The 24,962-nt window shown below is 62.2% G+C and carries 24 protein-coding genes; 8 read left to right on the top strand and 16 right to left on the bottom strand.

Annotation, left to right across the window (positions count from 1 at the left end; translation table 11 throughout):
- Nucleotides 1-36: 36 nt before the first annotated feature.
- The gene (locus QLG12_RS21545) at nucleotides 37-1,266 is read left to right on the top strand and encodes a spore maturation protein (RefSeq protein WP_011331768.1); all 1,230 of its coding nucleotides are present in this window, start codon (nucleotides 37-39) and stop codon (nucleotides 1,264-1,266) included.
- 3 nt (nucleotides 1,267-1,269) lie between these two features.
- Here the strand turns inward: QLG12_RS21545 and QLG12_RS21550 are convergent, their stop codons facing one another.
- The 9 genes from QLG12_RS21550 to QLG12_RS21590 all read right to left on the bottom strand — a co-directional run bounded on the left by QLG12_RS21550 (nucleotide 1,270) and on the right by QLG12_RS21590 (nucleotide 11,447).
- The gene (locus QLG12_RS21550) at nucleotides 1,270-1,896 is read right to left on the bottom strand and encodes an ABC-type transport auxiliary lipoprotein family protein (RefSeq protein ID WP_282475200.1); all 627 of its coding nucleotides are present in this window, start codon (nucleotides 1,894-1,896) and stop codon (nucleotides 1,270-1,272) included.
- The gene (locus QLG12_RS21555; RefSeq protein ID WP_197868993.1) at nucleotides 1,893-2,831 is read right to left on the bottom strand and encodes an MlaD family protein; all 939 of its coding nucleotides are present in this window, start codon (nucleotides 2,829-2,831) and stop codon (nucleotides 1,893-1,895) included. Before QLG12_RS21555 ends, QLG12_RS21550 begins: the two co-directional genes overlap by 4 nt.
- Before the next feature lies 1 nt (nucleotide 2,832).
- Entirely contained in the window at nucleotides 2,833-3,636 is an 804-nt protein-coding gene (locus QLG12_RS21560) for an ATP-binding cassette domain-containing protein (protein WP_197868992.1), read from the bottom strand.
- A complete protein-coding gene (locus QLG12_RS21565) occupies nucleotides 3,633-4,781 on the bottom strand; it encodes an ABC transporter permease (protein WP_064379597.1) in 1,149 nt (382 codons plus the stop codon). Before QLG12_RS21565 ends, QLG12_RS21560 begins: the two co-directional genes overlap by 4 nt.
- A 55-nt stretch (nucleotides 4,782-4,836) precedes the next feature.
- Nucleotides 4,837-5,865, bottom strand: a complete 1,029-nt coding sequence (locus QLG12_RS21570; protein WP_197868991.1) for a DUF5924 family protein — start codon at nucleotides 5,863-5,865, stop codon at nucleotides 4,837-4,839.
- A gap of 76 nt (nucleotides 5,866-5,941) precedes the next feature.
- Nucleotides 5,942-7,333, bottom strand: a complete 1,392-nt coding sequence (locus QLG12_RS21575) for an insulinase family protein (RefSeq protein ID WP_236192520.1) — start codon at nucleotides 7,331-7,333, stop codon at nucleotides 5,942-5,944.
- Nucleotides 7,334-7,427: 94 nt separating this feature from the next.
- A complete protein-coding gene (locus QLG12_RS21580; RefSeq protein WP_011331761.1) occupies nucleotides 7,428-9,086 on the bottom strand; it encodes a Na/Pi cotransporter family protein in 1,659 nt (552 codons plus the stop codon).
- A 214-nt stretch (nucleotides 9,087-9,300) separates the two neighbouring features.
- On the bottom strand, nucleotides 9,301-10,068 hold the full coding sequence (locus tag QLG12_RS21585) for a TerC family protein (protein WP_197868988.1): 768 nt from the start codon (nucleotides 10,066-10,068) through the stop codon (nucleotides 9,301-9,303).
- Between the two features lie 71 nt (nucleotides 10,069-10,139).
- Complete coding sequence (locus QLG12_RS21590; RefSeq protein WP_007954069.1) at nucleotides 10,140-11,447, bottom strand: CitMHS family transporter; 1,308 nt, start codon at nucleotides 11,445-11,447, stop codon at nucleotides 10,140-10,142.
- 324 nt (nucleotides 11,448-11,771) lie between these two features.
- On the opposite strand from QLG12_RS21590, the gene QLG12_RS21595 reads away from it, so the two are divergent.
- Nucleotides 11,772-12,173, top strand: a complete 402-nt coding sequence (locus QLG12_RS21595) for a GFA family protein (RefSeq protein ID WP_282475201.1) — start codon at nucleotides 11,772-11,774, stop codon at nucleotides 12,171-12,173.
- Here the strand turns inward: QLG12_RS21595 and QLG12_RS21600 are convergent, their stop codons facing one another.
- The gene (locus QLG12_RS21600; RefSeq protein ID WP_197868986.1) at nucleotides 12,174-12,500 is read right to left on the bottom strand and encodes a DOPA 4,5-dioxygenase family protein; all 327 of its coding nucleotides are present in this window, start codon (nucleotides 12,498-12,500) and stop codon (nucleotides 12,174-12,176) included.
- Between the two features lie 84 nt (nucleotides 12,501-12,584).
- Here QLG12_RS21600 and QLG12_RS21605 point away from each other — a divergent pair, with 84 nt between their 5' ends.
- Nucleotides 12,585-13,244 carry an NAD(P)H-binding protein gene (locus tag QLG12_RS21605; protein WP_197868985.1) on the top strand — a complete coding sequence of 220 codons (660 nt, stop codon included), beginning with the start codon at nucleotides 12,585-12,587 and terminating at the stop codon, nucleotides 13,242-13,244.
- 4 nt (nucleotides 13,245-13,248) lie between these two features.
- Here QLG12_RS21605 and QLG12_RS21610 read toward each other — a convergent pair whose 3' ends face one another.
- Nucleotides 13,249-14,199, bottom strand: a complete 951-nt coding sequence (locus QLG12_RS21610; protein WP_282475202.1) for a LysR family transcriptional regulator — start codon at nucleotides 14,197-14,199, stop codon at nucleotides 13,249-13,251.
- A 114-nt stretch (nucleotides 14,200-14,313) separates the two neighbouring features.
- Between QLG12_RS21610 and betC the strand changes: the two genes are divergently transcribed.
- The 3 genes from betC to QLG12_RS21625 all read left to right on the top strand — a co-directional run bounded on the left by betC (nucleotide 14,314) and on the right by QLG12_RS21625 (nucleotide 18,433).
- Entirely contained in the window at nucleotides 14,314-15,828 is a 1,515-nt protein-coding gene (gene betC / locus QLG12_RS21615) for a choline-sulfatase (protein WP_197868983.1), read from the top strand.
- A gap of 16 nt (nucleotides 15,829-15,844) precedes the next feature.
- Nucleotides 15,845-16,762, top strand: coding sequence for a choline ABC transporter substrate-binding protein (gene choX, locus QLG12_RS21620; RefSeq protein WP_197868982.1), 918 nt, complete (start codon nucleotides 15,845-15,847; stop codon nucleotides 16,760-16,762).
- 102 nt (nucleotides 16,763-16,864) lie between these two features.
- On the top strand, nucleotides 16,865-18,433 hold the full coding sequence (locus QLG12_RS21625) for a SulP family inorganic anion transporter (protein WP_197868981.1): 1,569 nt from the start codon (nucleotides 16,865-16,867) through the stop codon (nucleotides 18,431-18,433).
- Nucleotides 18,434-18,525: 92 nt separating this feature from the next.
- Here the strand turns inward: QLG12_RS21625 and aroE are convergent, their stop codons facing one another.
- Nucleotides 18,526-19,347: a shikimate dehydrogenase gene (aroE, locus tag QLG12_RS21630; protein WP_236192510.1), complete on the bottom strand. Its 822-nt coding sequence runs from the start codon at nucleotides 19,345-19,347 to the stop codon at nucleotides 18,526-18,528.
- 9 nt (nucleotides 19,348-19,356) lie between these two features.
- Nucleotides 19,357-20,271, bottom strand: coding sequence for an oxygen-dependent coproporphyrinogen oxidase (hemF, locus tag QLG12_RS21635; RefSeq protein WP_007954079.1), 915 nt, complete (start codon nucleotides 20,269-20,271; stop codon nucleotides 19,357-19,359).
- A 147-nt stretch (nucleotides 20,272-20,418) separates the two neighbouring features.
- On the opposite strand from hemF, the gene QLG12_RS21640 reads away from it, so the two are divergent.
- Complete coding sequence (locus tag QLG12_RS21640; protein ID WP_282475203.1) at nucleotides 20,419-21,396, top strand: NADPH:quinone reductase; 978 nt, start codon at nucleotides 20,419-20,421, stop codon at nucleotides 21,394-21,396.
- Nucleotides 21,397-21,437: 41 nt separating this feature from the next.
- On the opposite strand, the gene QLG12_RS21645 is transcribed toward QLG12_RS21640, so the two are convergent.
- The 3 genes from QLG12_RS21645 to QLG12_RS21655 form a co-directional block, all read right to left on the bottom strand.
- Nucleotides 21,438-21,995, bottom strand: coding sequence for an L-threonylcarbamoyladenylate synthase (locus QLG12_RS21645; RefSeq protein ID WP_011331748.1), 558 nt, complete (start codon nucleotides 21,993-21,995; stop codon nucleotides 21,438-21,440).
- A gap of 54 nt (nucleotides 21,996-22,049) precedes the next feature.
- The gene (gene dprA / locus QLG12_RS21650; RefSeq protein WP_282475204.1) at nucleotides 22,050-23,150 is read right to left on the bottom strand and encodes a DNA-processing protein DprA; all 1,101 of its coding nucleotides are present in this window, start codon (nucleotides 23,148-23,150) and stop codon (nucleotides 22,050-22,052) included.
- 79 nt (nucleotides 23,151-23,229) lie between these two features.
- A complete protein-coding gene (locus QLG12_RS21655) occupies nucleotides 23,230-24,255 on the bottom strand; it encodes a LysM domain-containing protein (protein WP_282475205.1) in 1,026 nt (341 codons plus the stop codon).
- A gap of 169 nt (nucleotides 24,256-24,424) precedes the next feature.
- Here QLG12_RS21655 and def point away from each other — a divergent pair, with 169 nt between their 5' ends.
- Nucleotides 24,425-24,931, top strand: coding sequence for a peptide deformylase (def, locus tag QLG12_RS21660; protein WP_007954104.1), 507 nt, complete (start codon nucleotides 24,425-24,427; stop codon nucleotides 24,929-24,931).
- The last annotated feature ends 31 nt before the right edge of the window (nucleotides 24,932-24,962 follow it).

Raw genomic sequence — 24,962 nt, forward strand, 5'->3', positions numbered from 1 at the left:
GCTATCATTCGCCGCATCTTCCGGGAGATTTGACTGATGCTTAATGGCCTGTGGCTTGGCTTCTTCGTCGTCGCAGCCGTTTCGGCGCTGGGGCAATGGCTGATCGGCGGCAACGCCGGGATCTTCGCGGCGATGGTGGAAAGCATTTTTGCCATGGCCAAGCTGTCGGTCGAAGTCATGGTGCTGCTGTTCGGCACGCTGACCCTGTGGCTGGGTTTCCTGCGCATTGCCGAAAAGGCCGGCATCGTTGAATGGCTGGCCAAAGTGCTCGGGCCACTGTTCCTGCGGCTGATGCCGGAGGTTCCGGCCGGGCATCCCGCGCTGGGCCTGATCACCCTGAATTTCGCCGCCAACGGCCTGGGCCTGGACAACGCCGCCACGCCGATCGGCCTCAAAGCCATGAAGGCGCTGCAAGAGCTCAACCCCAGCTCGACCATCGCCAGCAACGCGCAAATCCTGTTCCTCGTGCTCAACGCTTCGTCCCTGACTCTGTTGCCGGTGACGATCTTCATGTACCGCGCCCAGCAAGGCGCGCCGGACCCGACGCTGGTGTTCCTGCCGATCCTGCTGGCCACCAGTTGCTCGACCATCGTCGGCTTCCTGTCGGTGGCGTTCATGCAGCGCCTGCGCGTGTGGGACCCGGTGGTGCTGGCCTACCTGATTCCCGGCGCGCTGATCCTCGGCGGCTTTATGGCGTTGCTCGCGACAATGTCGGCCACTGCGCTGGCGGGGCTTTCCTCGATCCTCGGCAACCTGACGCTGTTCGGCCTGATCATGCTGTTCCTGGTAATCGGCGCCTTGCGCAAAGTGAAGGTCTACGAAGCGTTCGTCGAAGGTGCGAAGGAAGGTTTCGACGTTGCCAAGAACCTGCTGCCGTATCTGGTGGCGATGCTCTGCGCGATCGGTGTATTGCGCGCATCGGGCGCGCTGGACTTCGGCCTCGATGGCATCCGTCATCTGGTGGAGTGGGCAGGGTGGGACACGCGCTTCGTCGATGCGCTGCCGACGGCGATGGTCAAACCGTTCTCCGGCAGCGCCGCCCGGGCGATGCTGATCGAGACGATGAAGACCTCGGGCGTGGACAGCTTCCCGGCGCTGGTGGCCGCAACGATCCAGGGCAGCACCGAAACCACGTTCTACGTATTGGCGGTGTACTTCGGCGCGGTGGGCATCCAGCGCGCCCGGCATGCCGTCGGTTGTGCGCTGCTGGCCGAACTCGCGGGCGTGCTCGGCGCTATCGGCGTCTGCTACTGGTTCTTCGGTTAAGCCTCAAGGCCGGGCAGGTGGGGCAACCTTCTGCCCTTGCTCCACCGCCCACGCCACGACTTTCGCGGTGAGACGATCACTGGCCTGCCCGAACCCGGCCACCACCGCCGGAACCTTCACATCACTGAGCGGCTGACGCTCTTCAAAGCGACGACTGGCGAGAATCCGCTGGTCGTAACCGCGCACCAGCAACGCATCGACACGCACCACCACGCTGGCCTGTGTGCCCTGATACTCGGTCTGAAACGCCTGCAGGCTGCCGCCCAGTTCCAGATCCGCCTGGAAATTGCTGTCGTCGGTGCTCAACAGCGATACCCGGCCATCGCGCTGAAAACCATCGAGCAAGCGGTTACGCACCAGCGCCGGCGCCGGATCGCTCCAGCGCGAGGCCTTGTAGCTGCTGATCACATCGCCCTGAGGAATCACCGCGATGCTTGGTCGGTTCAGCGCTTCGCTGGCCTGCAGTTTGTTCAGGCGCAGCGACCAGTGCTGCGTAGATGCCGAACTGGCCGAGGCGGGCGCCTGTGCGGCTGGCAAACGGTAGACGTCCAGCGGTTCGGACTTGGGCAGGATCGAGCACGCGCCGATCAACGTGAAGCCGGCGAGGAGGGCGAGGCGAGTCAGCTTCATGGCGTGAACTCCTTGTTCTTGTCACTGCCCAGCAGGTAACCGCTGGGGTTGGCCTCCAGGCGTTGGGAAATGGCGCGCAGCGAGTTCAGGGTTTCACGCAGTTCGCGGATCGCCGGTGCCAGGCCGTTGAGGCCCTGCATGCCGCTGTCGAGGGAATTCTGATTCTTGCTGAGCAGGCCGTTGATGGTGACGCTGCTTTGCTCCAGGGATTTCATCGCCTGTTCGGCACTGCCCAGCGCCTGTTTGCCCTGATCGTTGAGCAAGCCGTTGGCGTTGCGCATCAGCGCAGACGTCTGTTCGAGCATGTTGCCGGCCTGTTTACCCACTGTCGCCAGTTGCTGCATGGCCTGGCGCAGGTCGCCGCGCTGATCGTTGATCGAACCGGTGGTCTGCTCCAGATGCTCAAGGGTTTTGCTCACGCGCTCAATGTTGTCGGTAGAGAACATCTGATTGGCATTACTGAGCAAGGTCGTGACCCCGCTCATCAGGTCCGTGCTGTCATTGAGCAGCCGCGAGATCGGCGAGGGCGAGGCGACGATGGTTGGCAGATTCCCATCGTGCCCCTTGAGTTTCGGGCTCTCTGGCGTGCCTCCGCTGAGCTGGATGATCGAGGTACCGGTGATCCCGGCCAGGGCCAGTTTGGCCTGAGTGTCTTCCTTGACCGGCGTATCACCCGCCAGGCGAATCCGTGCCAGCACTCGACGCGGATCCTTCGGGTCGAGGCGCAGGCTGACCACATCGCCGACCTTGATCCCGCTGTACTGCACCGGGCTGCCCCGGGACAGACCGCTGACCGCCTCGTTGAAGACGACTTCGTAATCCTTGAACTCGGTATCGACACTGGACTTGGCCAGCCACAGGCCGAAGAGCAGGGCGCCTGCCACCACAATCACCGTGAACAGGCCGATCAATACATGATGGGCTCGGGTTTCCATGTCAGACCTCGTTGAGCTGTGTGGCGGCGTCCAGCGCCGAGCGGCCGCGAGGGCCGTGGAAGTATTCGTGAATCCACGCGTCGTCGGTTTCCGAGACCACGTCGATGGGACCGGCCACCAGCACTTTCTTCTGCGCCAGTACCGCGACGCGGTCGGTGATGGTGTAGAGCGTGTCGAGGTCGTGAGTCACCAGAAACACGCTCAGGCCCAGCGCGTCGCGCAAGGTCAGGATCAATTGGTCGAACTGCGCCGCGCCGATCGGATCGAGGCCGGCGGTGGGTTCGTCGAGAAACAGGATGTCAGGGTCCAGCGCCAACGCCCGGGCCAGTGCCGCGCGCTTGATCATCCCGCCGGACAGTGAGGCCGGGTACTTGTCCGCCGCCGACAGCGGCAGCCCGGCCAGCGCCAGCTTCACTGCCGCCAGATGCTCGGCGTCGTCGCGGCTGAGCCCGGCGTGTTCGATGAGGGGCAGGGCGACGTTCTCGGTGACGGTCAGCGACGAGAACAGCGCGCCCTTCTGGAACAGCACACCGAAGCGCCGCTCGATCAGCGAACGCTCATGCTCCGCCAGGCTCGGCAGGTTCTGGCCGAACACCTTGACCATGCCTTCGCTGGGCTGGCGCAGGCCGACGATGCTGCGCAGCAGCACCGATTTACCGCTGCCGGAACCGCCGACCACGGCCAGGATCTCGCCTTTGTACAAGTCGAGGTCAAGGTTCTCGTGCACGCTCTGGCGGCCGAAGCGATTGCACAGGCCACGGACTTCGATCACCGCCTCGGACGGCGCGCGGGGTAGACGACTCACCAACCCATCTCCATGAAGAACAACGCGGCGACCGCATCGAGCACGATCACCACGAAAATCGATTGCACCACGCTGGAGGTGGTGTGGGCGCCGACCGATTCGGCGCTGCCGCTGACCTTGAAGCCTTCCAGACAGCCGATAGCGGCGATCAGGAACGCAAAGATCGGGGCTTTGACCAGGCCCACCAGGAAATGTTGAATCCCTATGTCGCTTTGCAGCAGCGACAGGAACATCGCCGGCGAGATATCCAGCGACACCGCGCAGACCACCGCACCGCCGACGATCCCGCAGATCATCGCCAGAAAGGTCAGCATCGGCAGGGCCACCAGCAGCGCCAGCACCCGCGGCACCACCAGCAATTCCATGGGATCGAGGCCGAGGGTACGAATCGCGTCGATTTCCTCGTTGGCCTTCATCGAACCGATCTGCGCGGTGAAGGCACTGGCGGTGCGGCCGGCCATCAGGATCGCTGTGAGCAACACACCGAACTCGCGCAGGAAGGCGAAGCCGACCAGATCCACGGTGAACACGCTGGCGCCGAAACTGGCCAGCACCGTCGCCCCGAGGAACGCCACCACCGCGCCCACCAGAAAGGTCAGCAACGCCACGATGGGAGCGGCGTCGAGGCCGGTCTGTTCGATGTGGGCGATCATCGGCGTGATCCGCCAGCGCTTGGGCCGGAACAGGCTGCGGGCGATGGTTTCGAGGATCAGGCCGACGAAGCCGAGCAATTGCAGGGTGTCTTGCCAGACCGTGTCGACGGCCCGACCGATGCGCGTCAGCAGTTGCACGCTGACGCTGATTTCCGGCTCCTTGATCGGCACGCAGAAATCGGTCAGCGAGCGATACACGGTTTGCAGCAAGGCGCGGTCGGCGCTGGAAATCGTGCAGTCGGGGTGTTCGGCGGACTTGCCCAGCCGCTCGGAGCCGAGCAGTTCCACCAGCAGCGACGCGCCGGCGGTGTCGAGGGCGCCGAGGCCGTTGAGATCGATGGGGGTGTTGGCGTCGTACTGGCCGTGGAGCGTTTCGCTCAGTTGCTTGAGCTCGGCGTAATGGGCAAGCGTCCAGTCCCCGGTCACCCGCAGGCGGGCAGGGGTGATCGAGGTGTCCAGGCGGGCACTGCCGGTCGTTGGGCTGCTGGTCATAAGCTCCGTGCTTGTTCGGCTTTTGAGACGAACCTACGTAATAGCACGAACCCGGTTACTTTTCTTTGGTCGGTGTGCTGTCCGTGACCTCGAAGCGCAGCACGCCGATCACCTGTCCGTCCTCGGTCAACACCCGCACCTGCCACTTGCCCGCCGGGTTGCCGGGGAAATTCTGTTTGTGGGTCCAGGCCCGGTAGCCTTCCTTGCGCCCGCCGTGAATGTCGAGGGCGATGCGGTCGACCTCTTTGCCGTTGAACTGCCAGACGTGATAAATCCGCTCATCGAGCCCGCGCGGTGCGTTGATCGCGGTGTAGGCGTAGAGCCCGCCGCCACGAATCTGTTCGGCGCTGACTTCCTTGAGGCTGGCGCCCGGAACCCGGTCCTGCACCTGGGTGCTGATCGCCACGTCAGTCATCCACAGCGTCGCCGGCGGCACCCATGAACGCAGGACCCAGCCCACGCCGCCGATCCCGATAGTGATGCTGAGAATCGCCAGCGCGTTGCGCACGGTGCGGATCGGGAAGATCGACGCCAGGCTCGGGAACGACAACACCACCGCAATCCCCAGCGCCCATTTGAAGCTTTGCGAGGTGGTCAGGTGCATGATCACCGGCAGCGCCGTAAGCAGGGCGGCGAACAGGGTCAGAGTGTGCAGCGCGAGGAACGCCCAGCGCCGTGGCGCCAGCCACTTGTAGTAGAGCGGGTCGATGATCGAGATCAGCGCCGCGATGCACAGCAGTCCGGTGAAAAACAGCTGGCCGCTGTTCCAGGTGGTGGTGATGAAGAAGAACGGCAGGACGAAAAACAGGCTTTCCTGGTGGATCATCTGCGTCGCGTAACGCAGCAGCGGCTGAGGAATTTCCCGTTTGAAGATCCGCGTGAACAGCCTGGTCAGGCTGTTTTCCAGCATCAGCCAGATCCAGCTCAGCAGCATGATCGTGGTGATCCAGCTCGCCAGTCCCTGTTGCCGGTCGACCAGAATGAAGCTGCCGACCCCGGAAATGAAACCGCCGAGCGCAATGACCCCGGGGTAGCGCTTCATCAGTTCGAGAATGCGCTGGATCAGGAGGGTCAATTTAGACATGGGGGCGGTTCACGACTGGATAGGAAAAAAACCTCGACAGAGTACCGCCCGCCGGGCCCCGTGGCGAGGCTGCCGGTCAGTCTGGATCCACGGGCTTGCGCCGATGCAGGCGCCAGCCCAGCAGAATCAGCACCAGCACGCCCAATCCGCCCGCCAGCAGCCACAGCACCTGATCATCACTGAGCAGCGCCTTCTCGATCCGCAGATAGCCGGGTTGCAGCAGCAACTCGCGCATGGCCTTGTTCGCCGCCTCCAGCGTCACGCCTTGCAGCTCCCGCGCAGGATCGGCAAAGCGGCCATCCTCGTAGTCGCCCAGCGCGCTCCAGTAGTAGTCGGCCAGGGCACTGGTGCCTTGCACGGCCCAGGCCTGATGGGCGATGGCGGCTTGTTTCAAGCGATTGAAAGTGTCCGCGTCGAGGCCGTTTTTTAGCAGGTCGGCCTTGAGGTCTTCCAGCACTTGTTCGGCTTCGGCGATGTCACCGCGATCCAGGTCGGCGTTGAGGCTCATGAAGCCGACACCGCCGAACACTTCGCGCTCGGCCCACGGCCCGTAGGACAAGCCGTGGTTCAAACGCAATTGGCGGTACAGCGCCCACTCCAGGTACTCCTTGAGCAGGTCGAAGGTTTCATCGTACTGATCGTCCAGCACCGGCTCCGGCACCAGCCAGTGCAGCTTGGCGCTGTTGCCGATGAAGCCGCGCATTATCGTGCGTTCGTGGGCGGCGCTGGCGCGGATGTCCGGCAATGGACGGTGCTCGCTCGGCTCGACCGCTTCCAGCGCGCCCCACGCCCGTTCCAGATAGGCCGGCAGCAGTTTGTCGAGGTCACCGACGACGATCAGGGTCATATTGTTCGGCGCGTACCAGGCCTTGCGCACCTTATCCAGCTGCTCGCGGGTCAGGCCATCGACTTCGGCCCGCTGCGGGCACTTCAGGCCCAGCTCGACCGCCAGTTGATTGCTCGCGGTGTGGCCCAGATCCTGCCGGTCGAGGAAGCGTTGCAGGCGGGTGTAATGGCCGCCGTCCTCACGCTCGACCACCCGCTTGGCGGCGTTGATCGCGTTGTCGTCGAAGCGGGTCTGGGTCAGCAGAGCCAGCAGCAGGTCGAGGACCTTGCGCTGGTTTTTCGCCGGGGCTTCGATGACGAACGTGGTATCGGCGTTGCTGGTGAAGGCATTCCAGTCACCGCCGAGGGCCTGCATGCGCTCTTCGAGGCCACCTTCGCCGGTGGCGTCGATGCCGCTGAACAGCAAGTGTTCGAGCAGGTGCGGCAGCTCCTTTTCATTGCAGTCGAAATCGTCGAGACCGACGCCGATCACCAGCCGGATCGCCACGTGCCCACGCTCGGTGCCGGGCTTGAGCAGCAATTGCAGACCGTTGGGCAGCGCATAGCCTTCGACCTGAAAACGATCCAGGGCGAAGGCGGGCAGGGAACCGAGCAGCAGACAAGCGAACAACAGGCAACGCATAACGAGCTTCCATACGGCTGAATTGGAGATCCGTGTCGTCAGTCCGGCCGCGAGGCCAAACCTTGAGTTACTGACTGACCACAACCCCAGACGTTCAAGGCGAATGCGTGATGTCCGCCATATCGTCCGCCGCCAGCGCGCCGGTATCGGAAGTTTCCAGCACCACATAGGCGCTGCTGCAGAACAGCGAGTTCAGGCGTTTCATGTCGGCAATCAACTCCAGGTGCAACGAACTGGTCTCGATACTCTGCACGATCTTGCGTTGCAATCGGCTGACATGGGCGTGGGCCAGGCGCCGTTCCTGGGCGCGAAAGCGCCGTTTCTCGCGCAGCAACTGGCGGGCGCTTTCCTTGTCGCCGCTGAGGAACACCGACAGCCCCAGCCGCAGGTTGGCAATTAATTGCTGGTGCAGGCCGGCCAGCTCTTCCAGCCCGTCTTCGGAAAACGACCGGCGTTGCGAGGTCTTCTGCTGCTGCACTTTGCGCAGCATGCGTTCGATCAGATCGCTGGCGAGTTTAAGGTTGATCGCCAGCTCGATAATTTCCGCCCAGCGCCGACTGTCCTGTTCGCCGAGATCCTCGCGGGGCATCTGCGCCAGATACAGCTTGATCGCGCTGTACAGCGCTTCGACGTCATCGGTCAGCTTGCGCATTTCCTGGGTGACGGCGGTCTGCTTGCCGCGCAGCACGTCGAGGGTCGCGTCGAGCATGTTGTCGATCAGGTCGCCCATGCGCAGGGTTTCCCGGGCGGCGTTGGCCAGCGCCAGACTCGGCGTGACCAGCGCGGTGGGATCAAGGTGACGGGGCTTGGCGGTGCCGTTGACCTCCGGCCGCTCCGGCAGCAGCCAGGCGCACAACCGCGCCATCGGCCCGACGCTCGGCAGCAGGATCAGGCAACGCGCGGTGTTGTAGAGCAGATGGAAGCCGATGACCATTTCCTGGGGGCTGAAATCCAGGCTGTCGATCCAGTGCACCAGCGGGTCGAGCACCGGGATGATCAGCAGCAGTCCGATCAGTTTGTACAGCAGGCTGCCCAGCGCCACCTGCCGGCCGGCGGCGTTCTGCATGCTGGTGCTCATGAACGCCAGCACACCACTGCCGATGTTGGCGCCAATCACCAGACCGATCGCCACCGGCAGGCTGATCACCGCAGCGCCAGCGAGCGTCGCGGTCAGCAGCACAGCCGCCAGGCTGGAATAGGAAATCATCGCGAACAGCGCACCGACCAGGGCGTCGAGCAGGATATCGCCGGTCAACGACGCGAAAATCACCTTCACCCCTTGGGCATGGGTGATCGGCGCGGCAGCCTCGACGATCAGTTGCAGCGCCAGAATGATCAGCCCCAGCCCGATCGACACACGGCCCATCTGCCCGAGCCGCGTCTGTTTGCGCGACAGAAAGAAAATCACCCCGATAAAAATCAGCAGAGGCGACAGCCACGACAGGTCGAACGTCAGCACCCGCGCCATAAGCGCCGTACCAACGTCGGCGCCGAGCATGGTCGCCAGGGCCGGGGTCAACGCCATCAGGCCCTGACCGACAAAGGACGTCACGAGCATGGCGGTGGCGTTGCTGCTCTGCACCATCGCGGTGACGACGATGCCGGCGACAAAGGCCAGCCAGCGCCTGGACATGTTCTGGCCGATCACGTGGCGCAGATTGGTGCCGTACACCCGCAGGATGCCGGTTCGGACGATGTGCGTGCCCCAGATCAGCAGGGCCACGGCAGACAGCAAATTGAGCAGGGTGAGCATGCAGACCCCCTGTAATAGCAGCGCCCCAGAGGGGCAAGTTGACGGTACCGCGCAATTTCTACGTTCTGATACTTAAGCTGTAGTTGGCTAACGGTCTGGGCGCCAGCATTGCACAGCTAAAGCGGGGATTGAAACAAAAGTGTCATGAAAACAGGTTCATGCGGCCATGAAAAAAGGGCCCGAAGGCCCTTTGATCATCAGTGCAGCATTCGGGTTACTGACCCGGAATATCCTTGCGCAGTTTTACCGGATCCTGCTGTTTCTTCTTTTTTGCGATGGCGGTGCGCATCTTGATGTTGATCGCTTCGACCGCCAGCGAGAACGCCATGGCGAAGTAGACGTAGCCTTTCGGTACATGCACATCGAACGATTCGGCAATCAGCACGGTACCAACCACCAGCAGGAACGACAGCGCGAGCATTTTCAGCGACGGGTGCTTGTCGATGAATTCGCTGATCTTGCCCGAGGCCGCCATCATCACCAGCACCGCCACGATGATCGCCGCGACCATCACCGGTACGTGGGACACCATGCCGACGGCGGTGATCACCGAGTCCAGCGAGAACACGATGTCGATGATCGCGATCTGGATGATGGTGTAGAGGAAGTTGCCGCCCTTGCCCGAAGGCTCGTCGTCGCTTTCGTCTTCACCTTCCAGTGCGTGGTACATCTCCTGGGAGCTTTTCCACAGCAGGAACAGGCCACCGAAGAACAGGATCAGGTCGCGGCCGGAAATGCCCTGGCCGAACACTTCGAACAGGTCGGCAGTGAGGCGCATGACCCAGGTGATCGACAGCAGCAACAGGATTCGCGTGATCATGGCCAGGCCAAGACCGAAGATCCGGGTGCGCTGCTGCATGTGTTTGGGCATGCGGCTGACCAGGATCGAAATCATGATGATGTTATCGATGCCCAGAACGATTTCCAGGGCGGTCAGGGTGAAGAAGGCAACCCAGATCTCAGGGTTGGTCAGCCATTCCATGTGTATTCCTTTGAGCGAGTGTTAAACCAGGACGCCAGCAATCAGCTGGCGTCCGGGTGAGTTTGGTGCCGTTACAACGTGCTGAACAGCGGGAAAGTCCCCAACAGCAAGGCTGCGACCAGTATGCACAGGCAGACCAGCACTGCCCACTTCAGGGTGAAACGCTGATGATCGCCGAATTCGATCCCCGCCAGTGCGACCAGCAGGTACGTCGACGGCACCAGTGGGCTCAGCAGGTGAACCGGCTGGCCGACGATCGAAGCACGGGCCATTTCCACTGCGGTAATGCCGTAATGGCTGGCCGCTTCGGACAACACAGGCAACACACCGTAGTAGAACGCGTCGTTCGACATGAAGAACGTGAACGGCATGCTCACCAGCGCCGTGATCACCGCCAGGTACGGGCCGAGGAAATCAGGGATCACCGCCAGCAGGCTTTTCGACATGGCATCGACCATGCCGGTGCCCGACAGGATACCGGTGAAAATGCCCGCCGCGAAGATCAGACTGACCACCGACAGCACGCTGCCGGCGTGGGCCGCGACACGATCCTTCTGCATTTGCAGGCACGGATAGTTGACGATCATGGCAATACTGAACGCCACCATGAACAGCACCGGCAGCGGCAGCAGGCCGGCGATCAGGGTGCACATCAGAGCCAGAGTCAGCAGGCCGTTGAACCAGATCAGTTTCGGACGACGGGCATCCGGGAATTGCGAGACGCTGATTTCGCTGTGATCGATTTCGTCGCCGATCAGGTGCAGCTCACCCAGACGCGCACGCTCACGTTTGCCGTAGAAGTAGGCAATGATCAGGATCGCCACCACACCGGCAGCCATGGCCGGGATCATCGGTACGAAGATGTCCGACGGGTCCACGTGCAGCGCGCTCGCCGCACGGGCGGTCGGGCCACCCCAAGGGGTCATGTTCATCACGCCACCGGCGAGGATGATCAGACCGGCCATGATTCGCGGGCTCATGCCAATGCGGCTGTACAGCGGCAGCATCGCGGCCACGCAGATCATGTAAGTGGTCGCGCCGTCACCATCGAGGGAAACGACGAGCGCCAGTACGGCGGTGCCGACCGAAACTTTCAGCGGGTCGCCCTTGACCAGTTTGAGGATCTTGCGCACGGCCGGGTCGAACAGGCCGGAGTCGATCATCAGGGCGAAATACAGAATGGCGAACATCAGCATCACGCCGGTCGGCGCAAGCTTGGTAATACCTTCGAGCATCATCGGGCCGATCTTCGGCGCGAAACCACCGAACAGGGCGAACAGGATCGGGATGATGATCAGAGCGATCAGCGCAGACAGGCGCTTGGTCATGATCAGGAACATGAACGTGATGACCATGGCGAAGCCAAGGAAAGTCAGCATGGGAATACTCCAGGCGTAGCGCGGCTAGGTAAGTGAGCGGATCGGGCGGGATCAGCGCAGAACGGGAAGCACGAGACGTACGGGCGGAGTTGCAGCGAAGAGGCGGGTTGCAGAGGACATCAGAATCACCATTGTTGTTGTTAATTGGGCCTGTCGTGCGAGCAATCACACGCGTTGGCCAACCGGTCTGTTGCCGGCAGTGGGGGCGATCCTAATCGGGGAACCTTTCAGCTACCTTTCGCGCAAGAAAGCTTTGGGCGAACGGCCAACCGGCCGTCGGATGCGGGCTAAAGTCAATGAACACTGGAAGCGGAGGACAGGGCGATGGCTGATTTACACGGCGGTGGCTGTCACTGCGGACATATCCGCTATCAGTTCAGCGGAGCGTTGCACGACATCGCCCACTGTCATTGTTCGATCTGTCGAAAGGTCAGCGGCGGCATCGTCACCACCTGGATCACGCTGCCAGCAGCGAACTTCCAGTGGCTGGCGGGGAAACCTTCGCGCTACGACTCCTCGACGAGTTGCGCTCGGTTCTTCTGTCCGAACTGCGGCGCACAACTGGCGCTGGTAACGTTGCTCAGTCCCGAGAGCATCGATCTGACCGTCGCCACCCTGGATCACCCGGAGCGGGCCGCCGCCGAGCGGCACATCTGGACCGACAGCCAGTTGCCATGGCTGCACCTGGACGAGCATTTGCCTGGCGAAGCCGAAGAAACCATCTGATCAAAAAACAGACAGATCCAGCGGCCGCATCGCGCCCATCCAGATTGCGTGTTCGGTGTGATCGAGCAAGTCATCGCCGGTGTCCGGGTGGAGGAACACCACCAACCCTTTGCGATTGAGCGCCAGCCACGGCAGCACGTCGCCGATCAGCTCCGGGCCGAAGGCCAACTGGCAGCTCCAGTCCGGGTGCGGGCCGACCGGACGTTCGTGCACGCGGCCCATCTTCAATGGAAACAGCGCTGCTGCCTGCTCACACAGAGCCCGCGCCTGTTTGATCGTGTCGACATCGTAATAAACGTGGGCGTGATAACCCTTGATCGCCTGCATCGCAAACCCTCTGAATCGGTTCGAACCCTCGCCGTTGACCGTATGTCACACGCCATACAAGGGAAAACAAAAGGGAACTCAGCCATGAAAAATGCCGAAACCCCGGCGGTGAAAGTGGTGCTCTATGGTGCCATGAGTAGCTTGGGCAGTGCGTTGATGGCTGAACTGCTGCGTCGCCAGCATGAAGTCATCGCGATCCTCGACGATTTGACGGCGCTCGCGCCTCGGCCGGGTCTGCGCACTAAAAGCGGCGACCTGCTCGATGCCGAGCGGGTCAACCAGAGTGTCGCCGGCAGCTCGGCAGTGATCTGCCTGCTGAATGCGCCGGGCTTGCCGCTGAGCAGCGATCATGTCGAGAAATCCGTGGTGTTGGGGCCGGTGGAACAGGTGCTGGCGGTGGATGCGTTGATCGACGGGCTGCAGGCGGCGAACGTCTCGCGGCTGTTTGTCATCGGCGAATTCGAAGCACTGGACGATCCGGAAAACGCCGACCCGCTGCAACGCCACGCCGCTCAAGAGGTGCGCGAAGCCCTGCAAAGCAGCCCGCTGCACTGGACGCTGGTGAACGCACCGCGCGGCGTGGCCGGGCTGACGATCGAGCATTTCAGTCAGGTCGGCCGCACGCTTGAATCGGGCCTGGCAGAACCGCTGGAGCGCCTGAACCGGGTGGCGGTGGGCATTGCCGATGAGCTGCGGCTGAATTTGCATCTGCGCCAGCACGTGGATTTTGTCGCCGCTTCTTGAACCGTTACACAGCAATCGACGGCAACGGCAGCCCGGCCAGGGATTCGGCGCTGCTGGCTTGTTCGGCCATCAGCCAATCCACGAACGTCTGGATCAACGCGCCCCGACGTTTGCGCTGCGGCAGCACCACGTAATAACCGAGGCGCGACAGGGTGGTTTCGGCGATCGGTCGGCACAACAAACCCTGGGTGAGCAAGTTATCCACAAGGTGGCGCCAGCCGATTGCCACGCCCTGACCGCCAATCGCTGCTTGAATCAGCAAGGTGTAATTGTCGAAGCGCAACTGGCCCGGGGCCGGCGGCGTGCTGATGTTCAGCGCGCGGAACAGACCGCTCCAGTCGAACCAGTTACTGCTGTTTTCCCCGCGCAGGTGCAGCAGCGGAAACTCCATCAATGCCTGGGCCGGCAAGGGCAGGGAACGATCCTTGAGCAATTGCGGACTGCACACCGGAAACACTTCTTCGCTGAATAGCCAGTGACTTTCGCCCTGTTTGAAGCGACCGTCGCCAAACAGTACGGCAACGTCGATATCCGGGCGCAGCATGTTGTGATTGCGCTCGCTGGTGACCAGGCTCACGTCCACCTGTGGATAAGCTTCATGGAAGCGGTGCAGACGCGGCATCAGCCAATACGCGGCGAAGGCGAAATCGGTGGCGACCTGCAGTACTTCATGTTGCTGCTGCGTGCTGATCGCGCTCAATCCTGCGTCGATATTCTGCAAACCGAGGGTAACCTGCTCGAACAGGATCGAGCCGACCTCGGTCAGTTCGATGCCCCGGTAGATGCGGTCGAACAGCCGCGTCCCGAGCTGTTCCTCAAGCCGCTTGATCTGCTGGCTGATGGCCGGTTGGGTCGTGCCGAGCTCCACCGCCGCAGCGGTAAAACTGCGATGACGGGCCGCCGCCTCGAAGGCGCGCAGCAGGTCCAGCGACAAATCACCGAGGGCGTCATACATAAGCTGTGCTTATCCTAGTCATTGTCCGGCGCGGGCTTTACCGGATATCGCGGGGAATCCATGCTCGATCGCAGCAATGTCGCATAAATATTCACTATGGAATGCCGCGATCACATGAAGCGCAAGAACATTCTTTTCATCATGGCCGATCAAATGGCCGCGCCAATGTTGCCGTTCTACGGCCCGTCGCCAATCAAACTGCCGAATCTCAGCCGCCTCGCCGAACAAGGCGTGGTGTTCGATGCCGCGTACTGCAACAGCCCGCTGTGCGCACCGTCGCGTTTCACCCTGGTCAGCGGGCAGTTGCCGAGCAAGATCGGCGCCTACGACAACGCCGCCGATTTCCCCGCCGACATTCCCACCTACGCCCATTACCTGCGCCGCCTCGGTTACCGCACCGCACTCTCCGGCAAGATGCACTTCTGCGGCCCCGATCAACTGCACGGTTACGAAGAACGCCTGACCAGTGATATCTACCCGGCCGACTACGGCTGGGCGGTGAACTGGGACGAGCCCGATGTGCGGCCGAGCTGGTACCACAACATGTCTTCGGTGTTGCAGGCCGGGCCGTGCGTGCGCACCAACCAGCTCGACTTCGATGAAGAGGTGGTGTTCAAGGCTCAGCAATATCTGTACGACCACATTCGCGAAGACGGCGACCAGCCGTTCTGCCTGACTGTGTCGATGACTCACCCGCACGATCCGTACACGATTCCCAAGGCATTCTGGGATTTGTACGACGAGGCGGATATCCCGCTTCCGACGACGCCGGACCAACATTCGCTCGATCCGCACTCACAGCGCTTGCTCAAGGTTTATGACCTGTGGGACAAGCCGCTGCCTGTGGATAAAATTCGCGATGCGCGCCGTGCCTACTTCGGTGCTTGCAGCTATATCGACGCCAACGTCGGCAAACTTCTGCAAACTCTCGAAGATTGTGGACTGGTGGACGACACGGTCATCGTGTTTTCCGGTGACCATGGCGACATGCTCGGCGAGAAGGGCCTCTGGTACAAAATGCACTGGTTCGAAATGGCCGCGCGGGTTCCCCTGTTGATAAGTGCACCCGGTCAGTTCAAATCGGGCCGTGTCAGCGCTGCCGTCTCTACCGCCGACCTGTTGCCGACCTTCGTCGAACTGGCTGGCGGTAGCCTGGAACCGAATCTGCCGCTGGACGGCCGCTCGCTGGTTCCGCACCTGAACGGGCAAGGCGGTCACGACGAAGTGTTCGGCGAATACATGGCCGAAGGCACCGTCAGCCCGCTGATGATGATCCGGCGTGGCGCCTACAAATTTATCTACAGCGAAACCGACCCTTGCCTACTCTTCGATGTGGATAACGATCCACGCGAGCAGGAAGAACTCAGCCAATCGCCACAACATCGCCAACTGTTCGACGATTTTCTCGCCGAAGCGCGGGCCAAGTGGGACATCCCGGCCATCCACCGCGAAGTCCTCGAAAGCCAGCGCCGCCGGCGTTTCGTCGCCGAGGCGCTGACGATCGGCAAACTGAAGAGCTGGGATCACCAGCCGCTGGTGGACGCCAGTCAGCAATACATGCGCAACCACATCGATCTCGATGACCTGGAGCGCAAGGCCCGTTATCCACAACCCTGCCAAAACCAATAACGTTAAGGGGAAGTCCATGGTCAAGTTATCCACAGTCGTGACGGTCAGTCTGCTGGCACTGGGCAGCGCATCCGCGTTCGCCGAGAGCTGCGACACGGTGAAAATGGCCGATCCGGGCTGGAGCGACATCGCCGCGACCAACGCCATCACCGGGTTTCTGCTCGATGGCATGGGCTACAAGGCCAAGGTCGACACGCTCGCGGTGCCGATCACCTTCGGCGGCTTGAAGGATGGCCAGGTCGATGTGTTCCTCGGCAACTGGATGCCGGCGCAGCAGGGTTTCTACGACAAGTTCGTCGCCACCGGGGACGTCACGCAACTGGCGAAGAACCTAGACGGAACCGAATTCACCCTGGCCGTGCCGGATTACGTGTGGGATGCGGGTGTGCATAACTTTGCCGACCTGAACAAGTACGCCGATAAATTCGAGAAGAAGATCTACGGCATCGGCTCTGGCGCGCCGGCGAACATTTCGCTGCAAGAGATCATCAAGAAGAACGACTTCGACCTGGGCCAGTGGAAGCTGATCGAGTCCAGCGAACAGGCGATGCTGGCCGAAGTGTCGCGGGCGGTGAAGAAGCAGAAGTTCGTCACCTTCCTCGGCTGGACCCCGCACCCGATGAACGTGCAGCTGAAAATGCATTACCTCAAGGGCGGCGAGAAGTACTTTGGCGACACCGGCAGCGTCTACACCCTGACCCGCAAGGGTTACGCCGAAGCCTGTCCGAATGTGGGTAAATTGCTGACCAATCTTTCGTTCACTCAGGAGATGGAGAACAGCATCATGGCCGAGGTGGTGAACAAGAAGGTCAGCAATGCGGAGGCGGTGAAGGCTTGGATCAAGGCGAATCCGGGGGTGTTGGATAAGTGGCTTGATGGCGTGAAGACCGTGGACGGCAAAGATGCGTTGCCGGCAGTTAAAGCCAAACTGTAACTGCGCGGGCCGATCGTTCCCACGCTCTGCGTGGGAATGCCGCAATGCACGCTCCGCGTCCCGGGCTGCGTACAATGCGCAAAATTTCACCCGCGAGGATCCATGGCCCTCCCCAGCCGTCGCTCACTGTTCCCCTTCCTGACCTGGCTGCCGCGGCAGACCCGCGCCAGCGTCGGGCGCGACCTGGTCGTCGGCCTCAGCGGCGCGATTCTCGCGTTGCCCCAGTCGATTGCCTACGCCCTGATCGCCGGTCTCCCACCGGAATACGGGCTCTACGCCGCCATCGTTCCGGTGTTGATCGCCTGCCTGTGGGGTTCGTCGTGGCATCTGATCTGCGGCCCGACAGCAGCGATTTCGATTGTGCTGTTTGCCAGCGTCAGCCCACTGGCCGTGCCGGCATCGCAGGACTACATCACCCTGATCCTGCTGCTGACCTTCCTCGCGGGGATTTTCCAGTGGCTGCTCGGCCTGTTGCGCTTTGGCGCGCTGGTGAATTTTGTCTCGCATTCCGTGGTGCTGGGTTTCACCCTCGGCGCGGCAGTGGTGATCGCCATCGGCCAATTGCCGAATCTGCTGGGACTGGAGCTGCCGGCCAAGGCCACGGCGCTGGACAGTCTGATGGATCTGCTGCGCCACCTCGGGGCTGTGGATAAACCGTCACTTGTCCTCGGTGGGGCGACGGTGGTGGTTGGCGCCTTGCTCAAACAATGGCTGCCACGCTGGCCGACGCTGTTGATGACCTTGGTGCTCGGCAGTCTGGTGGTGTGGCTGTGGCCGGCGATGTTCGGCCATGTTCAATTGGTCAGCGCGTTTGTCGGGCGCCTGCCACCGTTCAGTGGATTGCCGCTGGATATGGACCTGATCCTGCGCCTGCTGCCCAGCGCCGTGGCGGTGGGCATGCTCGGGCTGGTCACCAGCCTGTCGATTGCCCGTTCGATTTCCGCGCGCTCGCAACAGCTGCTCGATGCCAATCAGGAAGTCCGCGCGCAGGGTCTTTCGAACATTGTCGGGGCGTTCTTTTCGGGATCGCTGTCCGCCGGCTCGTTCACCCGTTCCGGGCTGAGTTATGAGGCCGGGGCCTGCTCGCCGCTGGCCGGGGTGTTTTCGGCGTTGTGGGTGGCGTTGTTCGCGATTTTCGGTGCCGGGCTGATCGCGCACATTCCGATTCCGGCCATGGCCGGCAGCATTCTGCTGATTGCCTGGGGACTGGTGGATCATCGCGGCATCCGTGCGTTGCTGCGGGTCAGCCGGGCGGAATTTGTGGTGATGAGCCTGACCTGCGTCGCCACGTTGCTGCTGGAGTTGCAGACGGCGATCTATGCCGGCGTGCTGGCCTCGCTGTTTTTCTACCTTAAGCGCACCTCGCAACCCAGGGTGCAGCATTGGCGTGATGGCGAGGACGATGTGCTACGGGTCGGCGGCTCGATCTTTTTCGGCGCCAGCCACTACCTGCAAGTGCGCCTGCAACGGATGCATGGCGCGCGGGTGGTGATCGAGGCGCAACAGATCAACTTCATCGACTATTCAGGCGTGGAAATGCTCCATCAGGAAGCCCGGCGCCTGCTGCGCCAGGATCGCAGCCTGACCTTGCGCCAGGCGCGACCGCAGGTGGTGGAGGAATTGCGCAAGCTCGAAGGGCCGGAGAAATGTCCGATCCGCTTTGAGGATTGATCTGATATTCAGTGTCGACTTCCATCGCTGGCAAGCCAGCTCCCACCAGGATCAGCTGAATCCCTGTGGCAGCTGGCTTGCCAGCGATGCTTTTAAAGTGCCAGTTGGCGGCGTAGCTCAGCCAGCACTGGCGCCGTGTCGGGACGCACACCGCGCCACAGGAAAAACGCCTCGGCAGCCTGCTCCGCCAGCATGCCCAAGCCATCCATCACCACGCCTGCGCCGTGCTCGCTGGCCCAGCGGCAGAACGCGGTCGGTTCCTTGCCGTACATCATGTCGTAGCACAGCGTTTTGCCGGGTTGGATCAGGCTTGGGGCAATCGGCGGCACATCGCCGGTGAGGCTGGCGGAGGTGGCGTTGATGATCACGTCCACCGGCTCGCGCAACCAGTCGAAACCGCTTGCCGACACTGGCCCCAGGTCGCAGAACAGTTCGGCCAGCAGCTCGGCCTTGTCCACTGTGCGGTTGGCGATGATCACCGAGGCCGGTTTCTCCGCCAGTAACGGCTCCAGCGCACCGCGCACCGCGCCACCGGCGCCGAGCAGCAGAATGCGTTTGCCGGTGAGGCTGAACCCGGCGTTGACCGTCAGGTCGCGCACCAGCCCGGCGCCGTCGGTGTTATCGCCGAGCAGGCTGCCGTCGTCGAGCTTGCTCAAAGTGTTCACCGCACCCGCGCGTTCGGCGCGGGCGGTCAGGCTGTTGGCCAGGCGATAAGCATCTTCCTTGAACGGCACGGTCACGTTGGCGCCGCGACCTTCCTGGAAAAACGCCGTGGCGCAGCCGGAAAAATCGTCGAGCGGCGCCAGCAGGGTGCTGTAGTCGAGGCTCTGCCCGGTCTGTTCGGCGAACAGTTTGTGAATCATCGGCGACTTGCTGTGGCCGATCGGGTTACCGAAAACGACGTAACGATCCATCAGAAGTCCTCAGGCCTGGGCCAGCCAGTCGCGGTCTTGCAGGAAGTACTCGGTCAGGCGCGCTTCTTCGCTGCCCGGCTCGGCTTTCCAGTCGTAGGCCCAGCGCACTTGCGGTGGCAGCGACATCAGGATCGATTCGGTACGCCCGCCCGATTGCAGGCCGAACAGGGTTCCACGGTCGTAAACCAGGTTGAACTCGACGTAGCGACCGCGGCGGAATTCCTGGAACTCGCGCTGTTTGGCGGTGAAGGCGTCGTTTTTGCGGCGCTGCACGATCGGCAGGTAAGCGTCGATGTACGCATCGCCGATGGCGCGCATGAAGGCGAAACTGGTGTCGAAATCCCACTCGTTCAGGTCATCGAAGAACAGGCCGCCGATGCCGCGCGGCTCGTGGCGATGCTTGATGTGGAAGTAGGTGTCGCACCAGGCCTTGTAGCGCGGGTAGACGTCCGGACCGAACGGCGCGCACGCCTGTTCGGCAACGCGGTGCCAATGAATGCAGTCTTCTTCGTTGCCGTAATACGGGGTCAGGTCAAAGCCACCGCCGAACCACCAGACCGGTTCTTCACCTTCCTTCTCGGCGATGAAAAAACGCACGTTGGCGTGGGACGTCGGCACATGCGGGTTGTGCGGGTGGATCACCAGCGACACGCCGAGGGCTTCGAAACCACGCCCGGCCAGCTCCGGCCGATGGGCACTGGCGGACGGTGGCAGGCCACTGCCGAAGACGTGGGAAAAATTGACGCCGCCCTTTTCGATCACTGTGCCGTTCTCGATCACCCGGGTCCGACCGCCACCGCCGGCCGGACGGGTCCAGGCGTCTTCGACGAAGCGCGTGCCGCCGTCTTCAGTTTCCAGCGCGGCGCAGATGCGGTCTTGCAGGTCGAGCAGATAGGCCTTTACGGCGTCGGTGCGGGTCGTCATGGCTTCACCTTGGATCGGGCGGAACTGCGCGGCGCCCCGCGCAAATGGGCGCGTAGCATACCATCGCAAACCGGCACGCCGCAGTTGACGAAGATCAAGCATGAGCGTTCGATAGGGACCTTCCCGAATGACCCAAGGAGTAGGCAGATGGCCAAGCGAATCCAGTTCCGCGCCCACGGCGGCCCCGAAGTGCTCGAGTACGTTGACTATCAACCGGCCGAACCCGGTCCGCAGCAGGTTCGCGTGAGCAACAAGGCCATCGGCCTGAACTTCATCGACACCTACTACCGCAGCGGTCTGTACGCGCCACCGGCCTTGCCGTCGGGCGTGGGTGCCGAAGGCGCCGGCATTGTCGAAGCAGTGGGCAGCGAGGTCACCCGGTTCAAGGTCGGTGACCGCGTGGCTTACGGCAGTGGTCCACTGGGTGCTTATAGCGATGTCCACGTCCTGCCGGAAGCGAATCTGGTTCACCTGCCGGACGCCATCAGCTTCGAAACCGCCGCCGGCGTGATGCTCAAGGGCCTGACCGTGCAGTACCTGCTGCGCCAGACCTACGAACTCAAGGGTGGCGAAACCATTCTGTTCCACGCGGCGGCCGGAGGTGTCGGCCTGCTTGCCTGCCAATGGGCCAAGGCCCTGGGCGTGAAGCTGATCGGCACTGTCAGCTCGAAAGCCAAAGCCGATCTGGCCAAGGCCCACGGCGCCTGGGAAACCATCGATTACAGCCACGAAAACGTCGCCCAACGGGTACTGGAGTTGACCGACGGAAAAAAAGTCCCGGTGGTCTATGACGGCGTCGGCAAGGACACCTGGCCAGCGTCGCTCGACAGCGTGGCGCCCCGTGGCCTGCTCGTGAGCTTCGGCAATGCGTCGGGCGCGGTGGACGGCGTGAACCTGGGGATTCTGGCGGCGAAAGGTTCGCTGTACGTCACCCGGCCGACCCTGGCGACCTACGCCAACAACGCCGAGAACCTGCAGCGCATGGCGGATGAGCTGTTCGGGATGATCATCAGCGGCAAGCTGAAAGTGGATATCAGCCAGCGTTATCCACTGGCTGACGCGGCGAAAGCGCAAACCGAGCTGTCGGCGCGGCGCACGACAGGTTCGACTGTTTTACTGCCTTAAGGCGTCATCGCCGGCAAGCCGGCGATTGAAGGCACCCGGCCTCAGGCCGGGCGCACGATATTACCGGTGGCAAGATCCCGAATCAGGCTCGGGTTCTTGCGACCGCCAAGCGCTCCGCCGAGCACCAGATCGACCTGACCACGGAAATACTGCTCGACCCGCAAGCGCGTGCGCGCTGCCGGCCGCCCTTGCGGATTGGCCGACGTCGAAATCAACGGTCCCACCAGCGAGCACAGATCCCGCACCTGCGGATGATCGCTGACCCGCAGCGCCACGGTGTCATGCACCCCGGTCACCCACTCCGGCAGCAGGTTCTGATGCGGCACCAGCCAGGTGTTCGGGCCGGGCCAGGTGCTGGCCATGCGGTCGATCCAGTCCTGGGGGAAATCCTCGAACAGAAAATCGAACTGACGAATGTTGTCGGCGACCAGGATCAACCCCTTGTCCACCGAACGGTTCTTGATCGCCAACAGACGATCCACCGCCTCTTCATTCCAAGGATCGCACCCCAGCCCCCAGACGGCTTCGGTTGGATAGGCAATCACCGCCCCGGCGCGAATCTCTCGTGCGGCTTGTTGCACACGCCAACTGTTGACCATGAAAAACTCTCCGCAAACAGGTTTCGCGCAGTTTACCGATCTTCAATGTAAAACCTAGCTTGCGCGTGCAAACCAGCGGCCGTTTTCGCAAACGGCGCGGCCATCCATCTCCAGTTCGGTCAATGCCGCCAACACTTTGGGCAACGCCCAGCCACTGCTGTCGGCCAGACCTTCGCTGGTGTGTGGCGCCGCGTGCAACAAGCTCAACAACGGGTTCTCCGGATTCGCTTCGGCTGTGGATACCGGCAGATGCTGCCAGCCGCGCAGGGCTTCGAGAATGTGCTCGATGGTTTCCACCAACACGGCTCCGTCACGGATCAGTTGATGACAGCCGCGAGCGCCGGGGTGATGGATCGACCCCGGAATGGCGTATACCTCGCGACCCTGTTCCGCCGCCAGCCGCGCAGTGATCAACGAACCGCTGGCCACGCTGGCCTCGACCACCAGCACGCCAAGGGACAAGCCGCTGATGATCCGATTGCGTCTTGGGAAGTTGCTGGCCGTCGGCCCGGTGTCCAGAGGAAATTCCGAAACCACCGCACTGCCGGACGCAATCATCACGTCCGCCAACCGCCGATTGCGCTGTGGATAAAAGTTTTCCAGGCCGGTACCGAGCACGCCGATCGTCTGCCCGCCGACGTCGACAGCGGCTTGATGCGCCGCCGCATCGATGCCCAGCGCCAGACCGCTGGTGATAACGAACCCGGCCCCGGCGAGGCTGCGGGAAAACGCAGCGGCGGTGTCCATGCCAGGGCGTGAAGCACGTCGACTGCCGACCATCGCCAGTTGCGGTTTTTCCAGAATCTGCGGGTCGCCAGCGACAAACAGCAGGGGCGGCGGGTCGGGAATCTGCGCCAGCAAGGCCGGGTAATCCGGGTGATCCCACATCAGCAAATGTTGACCCGCACGCTCTAGCCAGCGCAATGCGTGGCTGGCGCCGTCGCGAACTTCAGGACAGCGCCGGGCCTCGGCACAAGCCGCCGGCAAACCCAGCGAGCGCCAGGCGCTGGCCGGCGCGCTGATTGCCTTGGAGGCAGAGCCGAAGGCTTCGAGCAGTTTGGCAAAACGTTTGGGACCGACTTCCGGCAAGCGGTGCAGGCGCAGGCGCGCTTCCAGTTCCGCCGGGGAAACCGACGCAGAGAAAGGCATCATCATGGATCATCCTTGATCGTTATAAGGCCCGAACCTTTCGGAACAAGCTGTGGATAACTCTGTTGGTAACTTGTGAAGCCAGCTAAGGATTTCGCACCTTGTCCAGCACCGCGAGCGAGCGCGATGCGTTCAGCACGAGGCCGTAACTGAGTTTGTCGTAGGTGCGGAACACCATCAGCAATCCGGCGCGTTCATCGGGAATTTTCAGTGGCTGGCCAGTGATTCGGTCGCGCACGGTTTCCCCGGTTTTCATCACCACCAGCACGTTGCCCTCGGCCAGGCCGTCGCGTTTGCCCTTGTTCAGGGTCACCACGTCCATCGCGCCGATTTGAGTGACGCCGCGCGGCACATCGATGATCAGGCCATTGATGTCAGTGGCGGGAGCGCTGGGCATGAAGGTCGAGTTGATTGATCGCTCCTCGCCGCTGAACAAGCGATCACCGAGGCGCACTTCCTGGGTCGTGCGTTGCAGGGCGAGGGTGGCGACGTCTCCTTCAGTGGCGACGATTTCGCCGCCGCCGATGTCGTCGGCGTTGATCCCCAGAAACTCCTTGGTCTGCGGATCGGTGTAGACCTTGCCCTGGCGGAAGATGCCGTAGACCGGCTGATTGGGGTCGAAATGGCCTCGAGCGAAGATCCGGTCGCCGGTGCCGCTGAGCACCCGTTCGGCATCGCCGGCGACGATGTACGGCGCCTTGTCGAAGTCCTCGACCTTGTCGACGATGCGGTTGCTCAGCAGAAAGCTGTTGATGGATTTGAGCGGAATGCTCGGAATCGCCTCGGCCACCGGGCTGGTGCGGATGCGCGGCGACAATTTGATGGTGCCGCGAGACTCACCGCGATTGACAGTCAGGCGCGGCTGGCCGTTGACGTAAGTGAGTGTCAGCGTGTCGCCCGGATAGATCAGGTTGGGGTTTTCGATCTGCGGATTGGCCCGCCACAGCTGCGGCCACTGCCAGGGTTCGCGCAAATATTTACCGGAGATGTCCCAGAGCGTGTCCCCCGAAACCACCGTGTATTGCTGTGGAAAACCTTCCTTGAGTTGCACTTGCCCGTGCGCGGCGCCGGCCGAGGCCAGAAACAGCAGGGCGAGTAGTGATTTCCTCATGCGGTGAATCCCTTTATTATGTGCGTTCGCGTGAAACGCCAGAGCCCCCGTGGCTCGCTCCCTGCTCTATGCTGAAAATCAAGGAGCTACGTTTCACAACGGTAGCCTGCATCTTCGGACCCGCCAGGCCATCGCCCGACTTTACCTCACACGTGCAGCAATCAAGCTTATGGCCATTTTGAACATCCTCGAATTTCCGGACCCGCGTCTGCGCACTATCGCCAAACCTGTGGCTGTAGTGGACGACGAAGTGCGTCAACTGGTCGATGACATGTTTGAAACAATGTATGAAGCGCCGGGCATCGGCCTTGCCGCGACCCAGGTCAACGTGCACAAACGTATCGTCGTGATGGACCTTTCCGAAGACCGCACCGAACCCCGGGTGTTCATCAACCCCGAGTTCGAATCGCTGACCGACGAAATGGAGCAATACCAGGAAGGCTGCCTCTCGGTGCCGGGTTTCTACGAAAACGTCGACCGCCCGCAGAAGGTCAAGATCAAGGCTCTGGACCGTGACGGCAAGCCTTATGAACTGATCGCCGAAGGCCTGCTCGCGGTGTGCATCCAGCACGAATGCGACCACCTCAACGGCAAGTTGTTCGTCGATTACCTGTCCACGCTCAAACGCGACCGGATCAAGAAGAAACTGGAAAAGCAGCACCGCCAGAACGCTTGATGCCCCTCTCCAAAGGCTTGCTGCGGCAAGC

Origin of the sequence: Pseudomonas sp. V88_4 (assembly GCF_029967985.1) — a bacterium.
Classification (GTDB): Bacteria; Pseudomonadota; Gammaproteobacteria; order Pseudomonadales; family Pseudomonadaceae; genus Aquipseudomonas; species Aquipseudomonas glycinae.